The sequence below is a fragment of the Pedobacter sp. BAL39 genome, from assembly GCF_000170795.1.
Taxonomy (GTDB): domain Bacteria; phylum Bacteroidota; class Bacteroidia; order Sphingobacteriales; family Sphingobacteriaceae; genus Pedobacter.
Map to the genome: position 1 here is coordinate 29,320 of NZ_ABCM01000008.1, position 15,026 is coordinate 44,345.

Below are 15,026 nucleotides of genomic sequence, written 5' to 3' on the forward strand. Positions count from 1 at the left end.
GAATCGTTGTCCTAAACAAATGGATTATAGCTGCTTACAATTTCCGAAAACAGCATTAGAACCACCATTTTGAACCTAAAAATAAAGGATACATCTGCAGATTAATATGATGAACCAGCTATCCTCTTCCAGGATTTAAACTAAAAATGCAATCATCGCCCCGTCCTATTGTTACGTTTTATTATAAAAAAATAAAGCGCTGATTAAAGCGCTTCGCAAAAACAAGATTATAGAATAATTTTTTCATTATCAACGCTATAGCTTCAGATTATCGAAGATCTAAAAATCAAACTTCAACTTTAGTCCGGTCCCGATCAGGTATAAATTTTCACGTGTGAACTGTTTGATGGGCAGCTTAACAAAAGGTTCAACAGCAAACGATTTGCCACCGAATACCTTCTGCTGATAGCCAAAAGAGAAATTGTAAAATCCAAGATACTGATCTTCCTTGACCTCATCCTTCGGTACCGTTTCTGATACTCTGCGGCTGACCACCATCGTACGAAAAGTTGCAGTATTCCCTCCGGTGAAGTCGGATGGCACCGTTTCCACGTTGTTCTCAATGAAATTATTCTGCTGACGCTGGTTGAGCACCGCAAATGCAGATAGACCGGCATTGGCATAAAGCTTTTTATTAAACCGGTATCGGATCTCCAAAGGGATGTCAATTCCTGTTAAACGGGCATCAACGGATTGCAATGATCTCGTGCTGCTGGCCAGAGAAGTCATAACGGGGGCATCTGATGCGCCGCCATTGCCGATGTTCTCTTTCGACGCTCCCATCTCATTGTAAGCAAGTCCTGAACTGATAGAAACCTTGTCGGAAAGTGCATAAGCCATACTCAGGCCATACCCCATATTGATCTTTTTGGCATTCCCGAATGAAGGGGCCACCATCACACCAACCTCCCATTTATCCTGCTGCTTTGTCGTTTTGGCCATCATGGGCTGCGGTTTAATGCTTTCTGCTTTCAGGAACTCTTCAAAACTTTGTTTGACGGGATCCTTCTTCTGAGTAGCCGATGCAGGGGATGTGGTGTTCTTACCTTTCATCTCCAATGGTAAGTCCAACTCTATGTCTGTTTTTTGCACAGGAAACTTCGCGCTGACAGCCAGCGGCTGATTCACATTGGCAGCCAGCTGATTTTTAGCTCCTTCTATTCCGGCAGCCTTTTCCGGCAGCCCAACAATGCTTTCTGATGATGTGGTTCTGTGATGAGCTGACGCTGATAGAATTGCGGCATCATTGGGTTTAGCCATTTCAACAGTGCTTGATGCCATAGGATTAGTTTCCGGCGCAGGCGGTGTACCAAATTTTCCTGAAGACTCCCGCGGAGGCTGAGGTGCTAATTCAACCTTAGGATATGCAGGATTGTTGCTATTGTTGACCACCGATACCGGGTGCTCCGTTTTCATGTAACTGTATAGTGCAACACCAAATCCCACGAATAACACCGCCGCAGCCCCCGTCACATACCTCAGCCATAAAGGCAGCACACGACGCTCCTCATCCTTCTGATTAAACCGCTCCCATGCTCCAGCAAGATATTGTTCTTCGTGTGCATGAAGCTGCGCACTGATATGCGCTATAAATTCGTCTTCTGGCGACTTCATATTTTCAATAGGTTTAATGCCCTTTTCGTTCCTCTTTTTCATCCCCTCTAGATTAATTCTGTTCCATAAGTTCCAACTGAGGTATTCGAATACAGCACCCTTAATTTTTGTTTTGCCCTGGTTAAATAGACCCTGCTCGAGCTCTCGGGAATGCTGAGCAATTTTGCAATCTCATCATGCGCATACCCCTCAATTTCATATAAGTTGAATACCAGCCGGTGCAACTCAGGCAATCCATTCAACAAGCGAAGGATGTCCTGAACATTTAATTTCGTCAAGGCATTCCACTCCGTAATTGGTTGCTCCGCTTCAGTAAAATCATCCATATAAACCAGGGCTCTCCGGCTCCGGATAAAGTCAATGGCGGTACGGGACGAGATCTTTGCGATCCATCCTTTAAAGGCTTTGGTCAGTGCGTCTTCATCCCGCGGATGCGCAAACTGAGAAAGATTTTTAAAAATCTTAATGAAACTGTCGTTAACCAACTCCTCAGCATCATTCCTATCGCTAACGTAACGAAAAACTACGCCCATTAGATAGCCATAAAATGATTTATAGACCACTTCCTTACTCTTGTTGTCGTTTTTCAAACATCCTGCTAAAACCTCCTTAAACCTGAGCATTCTTTGTTAACACCATTAAGGATTTTGTAAGTTGATCATATACCTGATATCGCAAAAGACGATCCCAATTCTCATTCGGATCTACTTATAATTTATTGGTTATCAATAGAATTGTAAATTTAGCAATTATGCCTGATTTAAAAAAAAGCCAGCCCCATGCGCAGGGCCAGCCAGATTTAGATAGTTAATCAGTGTTTTTATTTGTGTGTGTATATTTTCGCTGCCATTTTTAGACTGTCTGCAGCAACAGTACCATTAAATCCTTTTGCCCAAATGGTATAGATCAGGCCCTTTTCAATTTTAGTCGCAGGCAAAGTAGCCACAACAGTTTTTGCCGCATTTTTCACTTCGAAATTAATGCTTGCTCCAGGTTCTACTTCAACAAATGCAGTTGACTCTTTATATGCTTTTCCAGTAAACAGGTCTGTTGCAGCTCCATTGATGCCCAGGCTCAGCGCAGGTGCATCAGGGCTCAAATTCACAAAACGAATTTTAGCTTTTTCTCCCGTTGGTGCCGTAAGGTCATCCTCCACTTTAACGAAAGTCCTTTTGCTTAGTGTATCTGCAATGAATACAGAGTAAGCCACGCCTGGCGAGAATGTTTCCTGTTTACTCAGCAGGAAAGCTGTTTTTCCTTTTTCAACAATACCGATTCTTCTCAATCCAGGATACAGGTTAAGATAGCCAAGCTGACTATTGTACTGAAAGTCCTTCTCATTAGCCTTGGTGTTGTCTACAATAAAGTCATATTTAGTAGCCTCAGCACTCGCATTGATCACATTTAATCCTGCCAGCTGAATCGGCTCAGTGGTGTCTTTTGAACAAGCTACCAATACAGCAGATAAAGTAAGCACCCCAACAAATGCTTTAGATATATTTTTGAAATTGTTTGACATTTTCATCGATTGATTATTTAGTTTAATAAAGTTACTTAGTCAACGGCCATCAACTCTTTTTCTTTTAAAACGGGAAGACCTTTTGAAACGCTACAGCGGGTTAATCTTTTTTTATATCAATACGATAATAAAACAAAAAAGCTCCCTGCATCAGATGCAGGGAGCTTTTTTGAATTCAATTGTTGTTATTTAAATCAGATCAACACTTCTGCTGACAAAAGCAGTCAGCTCCGCGCCGGTCAGCATCCCCTGTGCAAGAAGCGCCAGGTCAACTGCCTGTTTGGCTAAAGTTCCTTGCTCTTCTTCATTTGAGCTGGCCAGGATCTTTCCAATCAGCTTATGGTTCCCATTGATGGCCACCTTATAGTTGTCCGGCATATTGCCATAAAAGCCCATGCCACCACCCATCTGCGCCATATCTTTCATCCGGCGCATAAACTCGTCCATAGTAACCGTTACCGGGAGCTCTTCCGGATTTAAACCGACTACCTCCACGTGCATTCCCGCTTTGGTTATTGCTTTCTCAAAGATCTCAGTTACCTTTTTGCTTTGCTCTTCTGTAAGCACAGACTCAATCGCCTCATCTTTTTCAATCAGCTTATCTGCAACTGCAGAATCCACACGTTTCAACTGCGTCTTCTCCAGCTTGCTCTCCATATGATTGATGAAGTGATTGTCAATCGGTGAGTTCATCAACAGCACATCGTAGTTTTTTTTATTTGCCGACTGGATGAAGCTATCCTGTTTCGCGGGATCAGTGGCATACAAATACACTACCTGCCCATTTTTGTCGGTTTGAAAGTCCTTTACCTTATCTTTATATTCTTCCAGGGTAAAGTTTTCTTTTTTAGTATTGGTCAGCAAGACAAAGTCTTTGGCTTTATCATAGAACTTATCTTCACTCACCAAGCCGTATTTCACAAACAAACCAATATCGCCCCATTTTTCTTCATAAGACTTGCGGTCCTTATTGAAAAGTTCCTGAAGTTTGTCCGCTACCTTTTTGGTAATGTAACTGTTGATTTTCTTTACGTTGCTATCTGCCTGAAGGAAACTTCTGGAAACATTCAGTGGAATATCCGGTGAGTCGATTACACCATGCAGCAACATCAGGAATTCTGGAACAATGTCCTTCACCTCATCGGTAATGAATACTTGTCTGGAAAACAATTTGATTTTGTTGCGCTGCATATCAAAATCGTTCTTCACTTTCGGGAAGTACAATACACCCGTCAGGTTAAATGGATAATCTACGTTCAGGTGGATCCAGAACAAAGGGTCCTCCGAAAACGGATAGAGCTGTTTGTAGAACGACAAATAATCTTCGTCTGACAAATCTGCAGGTGCCTTTGTCCAGATTGGGTTTGTGGTATTGATGATGTTGTCGACTTCTACAGCAGTGGTTTTTGGTTTTCCTTCTTCATCTTCCCCATCCGGCACCTGTTCCGTTTTCGTGCCGAATTTAATCGGTACAGGAAGGAATTTGCCATATTTGTCCAGGATCTCCTCAAGCTTATTTTTACTCAGGAATTCCTCTGATTCAGCATTCACATGAAGAATAATAGTTGTTCCTCTGCTGCTTCTGTTTCCAGGAGTAATTTCAAACTCAGTACTTCCGTCACATACCCACCTTGCAGCCTCAGCTCCATCCTGATAAGACAGGGTTTGGATTTCCACGAGATCAGACACCATGAAAGCAGAGTAGAAGCCAAGGCCGAATTTACCGATGATCTCATTTGCATCTTTTGCATCCTTAAACTTCTCTACAAATTCGCTGGCACCCGAGAAAGCCACCTGATTGATATATTTTTTTATTTCTTCTGCAGTCATACCCAGCCCATTATCGGAAATGGTGATGGTTTTATTTTCTTCGTCAAGGGCTACTTCTACCAGGAGATCACCTAGTTCACCGTTATACTGGCCCAATGCGGCAAGGCGTTTTATTTTTTGTACCGCATCAACGGCATTTGACACCAGCTCACGAAGGAAAATCTCATTGTCTGAATACAGGAATTTTTTGATGATCGGGAAAATGTTCTCCGTGTGAATGGAAATGGTTCCTTTTTCTTCTATGCTCATATGTTAACTCATTTTTAAGTACATAGCGACACTATCAATGCCTATTCCAAACACGGCATCTTGTCAAATTGACAGTTTATCTCCTAAATAAGAAAATCAGATGAAATAATTTCTTATACTTGATCCTCCTGTGAATTAACCCTTTTGATCATGAATACTGATCTTTATGAAAAACTGTTTGAAGAAGGATGCATCAGCAAGGAATCGCTGGAGCGCATCCGCAGCAAACGACAGAACCCCTTATTTTCCCTCCATTGGGAACTGAAAACATTACTTTATCTGGGCGTCATGCTGCTCAGCACCGGTTTGGGTATCCTCATCTATAAAAACATAGATACGATCGGCCACCAGGTCATCATTGCTGCCATCGCCGCCATCAGTGGGAGCTGCTTTTTTTATTGCTTCAAACACAAAAAGCCTTTCAGCAAAACCCGGGTGACCGTTTCAAACGCCTGGTTTGACTATATCCTGCTCCTGGCCTGTCTCAGCTTTTTAAGCTTTCTCGGCTACCTTCAGTTTCAATATACCATCTTCGGCACTGCCTATGGCCTGGCCACATTTATTCCCATGGTCGTGCTTTTTTATGTAGCTTATGCCTTCGACCACCTTGGGATCCTCAGCATGGCCATTACCAACCTGGGTGTCTGGCTAGGACTTTCCATTAGCCCCACATCCCTGCTCTATACAGCTTGGGGCAACGACAACCTGATCCTGACAGGCTTATTCCTCGGCTTTTTTCTGATGGCTATTGCTTTTCTTAGTGACAGGTGCCTATTCAAACCGCACTTCTGGTTTACCTATATGCACTTCGCCACACACCTGAGCTTCATTTCTATCCTCGCAGGTTATTTCTACAATTATGATAGACCCGGATCTGTACTCTGGCTATTTATCACCTTTTTGGCAGGCTATTACGCCTATACAGATGCCATGAAACACAGGTCTTTTTATTTCTTGCTGCTGGTAACCCTCTATGCCTATATCTCAGTGTCAGCATTGCTGATCCGCGTGATGCTACTGAATGATAATATTGCATCTTTCTACTTGTGTTTCATCTACTTTATCTGCTCGGCAATTGGCATGATCAGGATATTGAAATACCTCAACAAAAAAGTAAAAACATCATGATCATTTTCAATAAAGATTGGCTGGTCAACGAAAATATCCAGGAACAGGTGGAACGGGCGCTTAACCTCGGTGAGGTTACCCGGGATGAATTCGAGCAGGTGAAACTGAGGTATCCCGTTGGATTCTATACGCCGAACCTCTTCATCAGGATTGGCCTTTTTCTCCTTACCCTCGTGATCGCGGCTTTTTCAGGTGGCCTGATCAGCCTCATCATGATGAATTCCAGGATGCTGGAGTCACCTGCTTATCTTTTTTTTCTCGGCATCATCGCTTATGTTGCCCTTGAATTCATGGTGAGGGAGAAAAAACATTTCCGTTCGGGAGTAGATGACGCATTGATATGGACCTCCGGGGGACTGATCCTCACTGGTATGCTCTGGTCTTCAGATTCCATACTCAATGCTTATGGCGACCTAGCTGTGTCAGGTTTCGTCTTCCTCCTGGCAACATACTATACATTACGTTTTGCGGATGTCCTGATGGCTGTTATCTCAACACTGGCGCTGGTTTTTCTGGTTTTCTTCGGATGGCAACGCATCGGCTTCTATTCTTTGCAGACCATGCCTTTTCTCATCATAATATTGACTGCCGTTTTATACCTTGCTGCCGACCGGATGCGGCAGCATCCGGCTTTTGTATATTATAAAAATTGCCTTCAGGTGGTTTCTCTGGTAGCGCTATTGGTATGTTATGCTGCCGGAAATTATTTCGTGGTACGCGAAATCGGTACGGAACTGGTAGAGGAGCGACTAACTCCCGACAGCCAGATTCCCCTGTACTGGTTTTTCTGGGCCTGGACCTTTATAGTCCCGATCGCCTACATCTCATGGGGCATCAAAAGAAAAGACCAACTTTTGTTGCGCTCCGGGATGATCCTTGTTGCAGTTGCTGCATTTACCCTCCGGAATTACTACCATCTGATGTCTGCAGAGGCGTTGCTGTCGATTGTCGGAGCCGGATTATTGGCTTTTGCCTACGGCGTTATCAGCTACCTGAAAACACCGAAACATGGCTTTACCTCTGCAGAACTATCTGATGGCAGTATGATCGACAACATCCAAGTCGAATCCCTGATTGTTGCGGAGACGATGTCTGCGCCCGACCTTCCAGCCCAGGGCAGGCTTGGCGGGGGGACCTTTGGCGGCGGCGGCGCCAGCGGAGATTTCTAGTAATCAATATCTATTTCGGGTAATAGTCTGTATCTTTGCAGATCAATGGAATACAATGTTCATACGCTGCCGAACGGCATCAGATTACTTCATGTCCCGGCAGCATCGGCAATTTCTCATGCCTGCATCATCATTAATAGCGGATCTAGGGACGAAACAGCCCAACAAACTGGACTTGCACACTTTATAGAGCACCTGATTTTCAAGAGAACAGAAAAGAGAACAACCAACCAGATCCTCAACAGGCTGGAAAGTGTTGGTGCAGACCTGAATGCCTATACGACCAAGGAGTATACCTGCATCCATGCCTCTTTTCTAAATCCCTACCTGGATCGTACCCTGGAGTTGTTCAACGACATCGTTTTTCACTCTACCTTCCCGGAAGATGAAATGGAGAAGGAAAAGAGTGTGGTCCTCGACGAGATCGCTTCGTATCTGGATCAACCTGAAGAAGCCATTTACGACGACTTTGAGGACATCGTATTTTCGGCGCACCCCTTGGGCAGAAACATACTTGGTACCACAGAAAGCGTGTCTGCCATCACGCGTGCAGACATCATGACGTTCATCGCAGACAACTACCATACGGACAAGATCGTGATTGCCGTATTGGGCAATTATCACCTGAATAAAGTGGTCAAAATAGGCAATAAATATTACGGGGAGATTCCCGAAAACCTGCATTCAAACGATAGAAAAGCTCCGGGGAAAGCACCGCTGCAAAACTTAGTAGTGAATAAGCCAATTATGCAGGCCCATACGATGCTAGGTATGCAAGCCTATTCACTACACCATCCTTACAAAACAGGCTTCCTCCTGCTGAATAATCTTTTGGGTGGCACGGGCATGAGTTCTATCCTCAACCTCCAGATCAGAGAGAAATACGGCATCGCCTATACCATAGAAACCGGATATAGTCCGCTCAGTGATAGCGGGATTTTCACACTGTATTTTGGTACAGACAAAGAGAAAGTGGACAAAGCGATGTCCCTTGTGTTTAAGGAATTTAAAAAGATCAAAGATCATCCGCTGACGGAGTTGCAGCTGCAGAAGGCAAAGAATAAATGGATCGGCCAGATTGCGCTGGGCGAAGAAAACCGAATTGGACTGATCATCTCCATGGCCAAGAGCCTGATCGACTACGATAAAATCGATAACCTGGAGACTGTATTTCATAAAATTCAGCAGGTCACCACGTCTGAAATGGCCGATATTTCCAATGAAATGCTGAATGAAAACAATCTTAACAGCCTAACTTTTTATCCTTTAGGCTAATATTTGTACTTTTGTACCATGAAATTACCTATCGTAGCCTACGGAGATCCGGTTTTAAAGAAAGTCTGTGCCCCAATTGAGCAAGACTATCCGGAGCTTAAACAACTCATCAGCAATATGTTTGAGACCATGTACAATGCGCATGGCGTTGGCCTGGCAGCCCCTCAGATTGGCTTGCCGATTCGTTTGTTTGTAATCGATACAGGCGGTGATGAGGATGAAGATGGCGTGAAAAGGGTATATATCAATGCCGAAATCCTTGAAGAAAATGGAGAACCGTGGGCCTTCAATGAAGGTTGCCTGAGCATCCCTGACATCAGGGAAGACGTGATGCGCAAACCCAATATCCGCATCAGGTATTATGATGAAAACTGGGAACTTCATGAAAAGGAAGTTACCGGAATGCTGGCGCGGGTCATTCAACATGAATACGACCACATCCAGGGAAAACTCTTCACAGAAACACTGAGCTTATTGCGCAAAAGAATGCTCCAGAGCAAACTGGACGCCATTTCGAAAGGAAATGTAAGGGGTGTTGATTACAAGATGAAATTCCCGAATAAAAAGCGCTAAGCTTTTTAGTTGCCTTCACTTCTGCTTTTATCCCCGTTAAATATGGACTGCATTAGCTTACCCCATGCAAATGGGTTTAACAGCGGATTGGTCTGGTACATGTTTTTGTTGAGTGCACGATCGTGATTCAGGCGAAAGTTAATACCTGAAATTTCTCCTGCATCACGCGGAAGCGTCTGGATCATACCATTGATGCTCGCCTTAGAGACGTTTCTCAAAGCGATCCCGTAATCGTCATCAGCAATTTTCATTGACATAAAATCCCGTGTAAACTCTTCTACAGTGGCCCAGGGATACACCCGAACGGCTGGCAGGTTGATGATGTCAGCTTTCAGCTTTACCATTGCCGTATACTTGCTGTCGTCAATAACCGCAGGGATAGGCATGAGCAAATCCCTGTAGCCAACAGCAGTGTACAAGATTGTGTCTCCCGGGTGGGCGATAAAGGAAAAATAACCCTTATAATTCGCGGCATAAAGCTGGTTTTTGTTGGTCAGGTTCGTCACCGTTACGTAAGGGACCACAGTATTACTGTCCACATCCGTAATAATACCGGAAAATTGGATCAGTTTCTTATCCTGCTTCACCTCCTGCGCGAATGCAGTAGTTGCAATAAAGAATAATAGTATGGCCAGTGAGTACTTCATATATACAAAAATAGCGGTAATTACGCCAACGACTAGTTAAATAGTGTTAAATCGTGCTAAACAGGTTCAGCCAGGTTGACCGCAACAACTGATGTAATCTGAGGTACAGCCTTCAGGATCGCCTGCTCAATGCCTGCCTTCATGGTCATGAAGCTCATCTTGCAGGATCCGCAGTTCCCTAATAATTTCAATTTAACTACATTCTCCGCCGTAATCTCTTCTATTTCCACATTTCCCCCATCAGCGATCAGGTAAGGTCTGATGGTCTCCAATGCTTGCTCTACTTGTTGTGTTAAATCCATTTTGGTAATTTTAAAGTATAAAAATAGTAATTTTTTAGCAATTAACAGATTGTGCATTATTAATTGCCACTTGCTGGGCTACTCTTCCTGCAATTGATGCAAACGCTGCAGACACCGGGTGATGTATGTCAAGTGCGATCGGCGCACCACGGTCCCCCGCTTCAGTAATTCCCTGTACGATAGGAATCTCCCCCAAAAATGGTACCTCAAATGATTTTGCCAGTAACTTACCGCCATCCTGTCCGAAAATATAGTATTTATTCTCCGGTAGTTCTGCAGGCGTAAAGTAAGCCATATTTTCCACTACACCCAATACAGGGATATTGATCGACGGCATCTTGAACATCGCCAGCCCTTTACGGGTATCTGCAAGCGCCACCTGTTGTGGGGTGGTCACAATGACAGCTCCTGCAATCGGGAAACTTTGGGTAATGGTAATGTGTATATCGCCGGTACCCGGTGGCAGGTCCACAATAAGGTAGTCCAGTTCACCCCAGTCCGCATCGTTAAAAAGCTGTTTTATGGCATTGGAAGCCATTGGTCCGCGCCATGGCACTGGTTGGTCGGGATCAGCAAAAAAGCCCAGCGACAATAGTTTGATGCCGTATTTCTCTATCGGCAATATTAATGTTTTCCCGCCTTCCGTTTCCCTGGCACTAGGTTTGGCTCCTACCAGGTCAAACATGGTAGGTACCGAAGGCCCGTAGATGTCAGCATCAATCAGCCCCACCTTCGCTCCGTCAGCGGCCAATGATACAGCCAGGTTACTCGCAACGGTAGACTTTCCTACCCCTCCTTTTCCTGAAGAAACAAGAATAATGTTCCTGATGTCTTTAAGCTGACTGATGTCCATCGGTTTAGTGACCCTGGAGGTCACGTCAATGTGTACTTCGGCCTCGGGATCTACCAAATGAACAATGGCATTGGTACAGGCATTTTTCAGCATGTCCTTCATCGGACAGGCAGGCGTGGTCAGCTCCAAAGTGAAACTTACCTTTTTATCTGTTATTTTGAGATCCTTAATCATGTTCAGCGTCACCAGATCTTTTTTAAGATCAGGATCTTCTACATTTTTTAAGGCCAAGAGAACTTGTTCTGGACTAATCATAATTGGCCAAAATTAACAAAAGAAGGCTACAATTAATTGACTTTAGGCTTTTTAAGTGTAATTTTAACACGAAATAAACATTTACGTTTTACGTTAAGCATTAATTATCTACTTTAATCATGCATCTTCCGAAAATTAACTTCCCCAAAAAATACGTAAAAATTGGCTCATGGGTGTTTGGCGTTTTGCTGGTCCTGATCTTCATCCTTGGAGCTGTGGCTTACAGCAAAAGAGAGGCCCTGCTCAAATCGATGATGGCAAAAGCCATCGCCAAAGCCGATAAGAGCTATGGCCTGGAAGTGAAAATCGGAGAAGCCGGATTCAGCGGCCTGAGCACAGTCCACATGCGCAACATATCCGTTGTTCCCGCAGAACGCGATACACTTGCCCTTATTGACGATTTTACTGTTGGCGTGAAACTCCTTCCTTTAATTTTTGGCAATGTAAAATTGTCGGAGGTTAACTTGAATAAGGGAACCCTGAATGTAGTCTTCAAAGATTCGCTCAGTAACCTTGACTTCTTCCTGAAAAGAAAGAAAAAAGACAGCACGGAAAAAAAATCTAAAGTCGACCTCAGTGAGCTTGCACATAACCTGATGAACCAGCTCTTGTATAAGATTCCCGACAACATGGCGATGAAAGATTTCCACCTGAAGATTAACGACAACGACACTGCAAAACTCAGCTTTCTGACAACATCCGCCACTATAGAAGATGGTGCATTGCAGTCGACCATTCTGGTAAATGATACTGAAGCCATCTGGCATGTCAATGGAACGCTTAATCCGGGAAACAAAAATTTCGATGTCAGACTATATGCAGAAGGCAAGAAGGTTGCCTTACCGTACCTGGATCATAAGCTGCATGCAAAGTTGAGCTTCGACACCGTACGGACAGAGATGAAAGATGCCGCTTACAGCGGTGGCAACTTCAGGATTGAAGGCTCCTGGTCTGTTGTTAATTTGCTCGTCAACCACCCTAGAATCGCAACAAACGATATTGCTGTACCCAATGCAAGGATCGATGCTGATATTGTGATCGGAACTAACTTCGTCTCTCTTGATAGTGCATCAACTGTATACCTGAAAAATGCCAGTTTTCATCCTTACCTGAAGTACACCTTATCCCCAAATAAAATATACGAGGTTAAACTGCAGGCACCCGAACAGGATGCCCAACAGATGCTGAACGCGTTGCCAGGCGGCCTCTTTGAATCGCTGGAAGGACTGAAAGTAGGTGGACAGGTGAAATATGACCTGAACTTCTACCTGGATACTGCTGAACCTGACAGCGTCCGCTTTAGCTCCGGGCTTACACCTATAGGATTTAAGATCCTGAAGTGGGGGAAAACCAACCTTCAGAAGATCAATCAGGACTTTGTATATACGCCGTATGAGTATGGAAAGCCTATGCGGGACATCGTCATCGGCCCATCCAACCCGAACTTCACCCGTCTGTCCGAAGTATCCAGCAACTTTAAAAATGCAATCCTTACTTCTGAAGATCCTTCGTTTTTTACTCATAAGGGCTTTGTTTCCGAGTCGATAAGAAAATCCATCGCCGTAAATTTCAAGGAAAAACGTTTTGTTCGCGGTGGCAGCACCATTTCCATGCAACTGGTAAAAAATGTATTCCTCAGCAGACAGAAAACACTGGCCAGAAAAGCAGAGGAAATACTGATCGTATGGCTCATTGAAAATAACCGGCTCATCAGCAAAAATAGAATGCTGGAGGTCTATTTCAATATCATTGAAATGGGACAAAACGTCTATGGTATTGGCGAGGCAACACGTTATTACTTCGGAAAACGTCCTTCTGATATCAATATCGGAGAAGGTATTTTTCTCGCTAACATTGTCCCGCGCCCGAAAATAGCGTTATACAAATTCAGGGGCGACGGTGGCCTGAAAGACTACCTGCGTCCATATTTCCGCTACATCGGCAACATCATGGCCAACCGCGGACTTACACCTCGCGATACCAGCGGTTATGGCTTCTATAATGTCCAGCTCCGCGAAGGACTCAGACAATATTTACTGCCAGACTCTACGACAATTGACACCAATGCATTCGATAATGAAGACCCTCTGCCTGCAATAGAAACTCAGGATCAGTCCAAAAGCCTCTTCGATCGCCTGTTCGGCACAAAAAAAGACACGGTATCCAGACAACCCGCGATGGCTGATACCGTCGAAAAGTCCAGGAAAGAAATCAGGCAGGAACGTAAGGAACAACGTCAGAAAGAACGTGACCTGAAAAAACAGCTGGAAGAACAAGGTAAAAAGCCATAACGCACCGATAAAAACCGAATATGAATACAATTCAAATAGCGGAGAAGTCTTTTAAGATTCTGCTTGAAAATGACAATATTGAAAAGCGTACACGCCTCATTGCCATACAAATCAATGTAGACTATGAAAAACGATGCCCGGTATTCATTGGGGTGCTGAATGGAAGCTTTCTATTCATGGCCGACCTGCTGAAAGAAATCGACATCCCCTGTGAGGTCGGTTTTATCCGCGTAGCCTCCTATCAGAATACAGAAAGTACCGGTGTAATTAAAGAGATATTGGGCCTGTCCGATGACATCAGGGGAAGGGACATCATCCTCGTGGAAGACATCGTTGATACCGGTTTTACCCTTGAACATATCCTGAAAGAAATCTACATAAAGGAGCCCGCCTCGGTGAAAGTATGCTCCCTGCTGCTCAAACCAGCAGCATTGAAGGCCCCTATTGATGAGCTGGAATATGTAGGCTTTGAGGTCGCTAACGAATTTGTTGTTGGCTACGGACTGGATTACAATGGCCTTGGCAGAAATCTAAAGGACATCTACAAGGCTACAGACTAAAATGTTATATTTTTTTCACATTTTTGCAAAAAAACATATACCAAAAACCAATGACCATACACAAAGAAGGCTATACTACCATCGCCATATCACTAATTTTCATCTTTATCATCAATGCAGTTATCGATTATAAATTTGCTGACATCACCTGGCTTCGGTGGCTGGTTTATATTTTTTCAGCCCTTTTGTTCCTGACGGTTCTTCAGTTCTTTAGAGACCCACGTAGAAACTTCACGATGCATAACAACCAGATCATTTGTCCTGCGGATGGAAAAGTGGTTGTCATTGAAGAAACAGAAGAGGGTGAATATTTTAAAGATAAACGGTTACAGGTATCAATATTTATGTCTCCTGTGAATGTACATATCAACAGAAATCCCATTTCTGGAGTTGTCCGGTTTTTTAAATACCACCCGGGAAAATACCTTGCGGCATGGAACCCAAAATCATCTACAGAAAATGAACGCACCACAGTGGTAGTAGAACACGAGAACGGGACACCGGTCTTATTCAGACAGATTGCAGGTGCCCTGGCGAGACGCATCGTCTGGTATGTTAAAGAGGGTGATGCGGTAGAACAAAGTAAAGAATTCGGATTCATCAAATTTGGCTCCAGGGTTGATGTTTTCCTTCCCATTGGCACCAAGGTTAACCTAGAACTAAATCAGGTCGTAAAAGGCGGGATAACCGTACTGGGTGAGCTTAGCTAAGATTATTCCATATATTAAAAAGGGCCCGTTGCAAAGCGGGCCTTTTTTTGC

General features: G+C 44.0%; 14 protein-coding genes. 7 read left to right on the plus strand and 7 right to left on the minus strand.

Annotated elements, in window-relative coordinates; genetic code table 11:
• Positions 1–279 precede the first annotated feature (279 nt).
• The 4 genes from PBAL39_RS11795 to htpG form a co-directional block, all read right to left on the minus strand.
• On the minus strand, positions 280–1,656 hold the full coding sequence (locus PBAL39_RS11795) for an outer membrane beta-barrel protein (protein ID WP_008241643.1): 1,377 nt from the start codon (positions 1,654–1,656) through the stop codon (positions 280–282).
• A 5-nt stretch (positions 1,657–1,661) separates the two neighbouring features.
• A complete protein-coding gene (locus tag PBAL39_RS11800; RefSeq protein ID WP_232282941.1) occupies positions 1,662–2,204 on the minus strand; it encodes an RNA polymerase sigma factor in 543 nt (180 codons plus the stop codon).
• Positions 2,205–2,434: 230 nt separating this feature from the next.
• Entirely contained in the window at positions 2,435–3,133 is a 699-nt protein-coding gene (locus tag PBAL39_RS11805) for a DUF4397 domain-containing protein (protein ID WP_232282942.1), read from the minus strand.
• Between the two features lie 189 nt (positions 3,134–3,322).
• A complete protein-coding gene (gene htpG, locus PBAL39_RS11810; RefSeq protein ID WP_008241646.1) occupies positions 3,323–5,212 on the minus strand; it encodes a molecular chaperone HtpG in 1,890 nt (629 codons plus the stop codon).
• A 150-nt stretch (positions 5,213–5,362) separates the two neighbouring features.
• Between htpG and PBAL39_RS11815 the strand changes: the two genes are divergently transcribed.
• Genes PBAL39_RS11815 through def form a run of 4 tightly spaced genes read left to right on the plus strand, consistent with a single transcriptional unit; the run spans position 5,363 to position 9,357 of the window.
• Positions 5,363–6,340, plus strand: coding sequence for a DUF2157 domain-containing protein (locus PBAL39_RS11815; protein WP_008241647.1), 978 nt, complete (start codon positions 5,363–5,365; stop codon positions 6,338–6,340).
• Positions 6,337–7,509: a hypothetical protein gene (locus PBAL39_RS11820; protein ID WP_008241648.1), complete on the plus strand. Its 1,173-nt coding sequence runs from the start codon at positions 6,337–6,339 to the stop codon at positions 7,507–7,509. Before PBAL39_RS11815 ends, PBAL39_RS11820 begins: the two co-directional genes overlap by 4 nt.
• Before the next feature lie 45 nt (positions 7,510–7,554).
• The gene (locus PBAL39_RS11825) at positions 7,555–8,784 is read left to right on the plus strand and encodes a pitrilysin family protein (protein ID WP_008241649.1); all 1,230 of its coding nucleotides are present in this window, start codon (positions 7,555–7,557) and stop codon (positions 8,782–8,784) included.
• Positions 8,785–8,802: 18 nt separating this feature from the next.
• Entirely contained in the window at positions 8,803–9,357 is a 555-nt protein-coding gene (def, locus tag PBAL39_RS11830) for a peptide deformylase (protein ID WP_008241650.1), read from the plus strand.
• A gap of 5 nt (positions 9,358–9,362) precedes the next feature.
• Here the strand turns inward: def and PBAL39_RS11835 are convergent, their stop codons facing one another.
• Genes PBAL39_RS11835 through PBAL39_RS11845 form a run of 3 tightly spaced genes read right to left on the minus strand, consistent with a single transcriptional unit; the run spans position 9,363 to position 11,414 of the window.
• Positions 9,363–10,004 carry a hypothetical protein gene (locus PBAL39_RS11835; RefSeq protein WP_008241651.1) on the minus strand — a complete coding sequence of 214 codons (642 nt, stop codon included), beginning with the start codon at positions 10,002–10,004 and terminating at the stop codon, positions 9,363–9,365.
• Between the two features lie 56 nt (positions 10,005–10,060).
• A complete protein-coding gene (locus tag PBAL39_RS11840) occupies positions 10,061–10,306 on the minus strand; it encodes a NifU family protein (RefSeq protein WP_039866527.1) in 246 nt (81 codons plus the stop codon).
• A 34-nt stretch (positions 10,307–10,340) separates the two neighbouring features.
• Entirely contained in the window at positions 10,341–11,414 is a 1,074-nt protein-coding gene (locus PBAL39_RS11845) for an Mrp/NBP35 family ATP-binding protein (RefSeq protein WP_008241653.1), read from the minus strand.
• A 119-nt stretch (positions 11,415–11,533) separates the two neighbouring features.
• On the opposite strand from PBAL39_RS11845, the gene PBAL39_RS11850 reads away from it, so the two are divergent.
• The 3 genes from PBAL39_RS11850 to PBAL39_RS11860 are packed head-to-tail and all read left to right on the plus strand — an operon-like array spanning position 11,534 to position 14,975.
• Positions 11,534–13,705: a transglycosylase domain-containing protein gene (locus PBAL39_RS11850; protein WP_008241654.1), complete on the plus strand. Its 2,172-nt coding sequence runs from the start codon at positions 11,534–11,536 to the stop codon at positions 13,703–13,705.
• 20 nt (positions 13,706–13,725) lie between these two features.
• Positions 13,726–14,265: a hypoxanthine phosphoribosyltransferase gene (gene hpt, locus PBAL39_RS11855; protein ID WP_008241655.1), complete on the plus strand. Its 540-nt coding sequence runs from the start codon at positions 13,726–13,728 to the stop codon at positions 14,263–14,265.
• A gap of 50 nt (positions 14,266–14,315) precedes the next feature.
• Complete coding sequence (locus PBAL39_RS11860) at positions 14,316–14,975, plus strand: phosphatidylserine decarboxylase family protein (protein WP_008241656.1); 660 nt, start codon at positions 14,316–14,318, stop codon at positions 14,973–14,975.
• Positions 14,976–15,026: the final 51 nt, after the last annotated feature.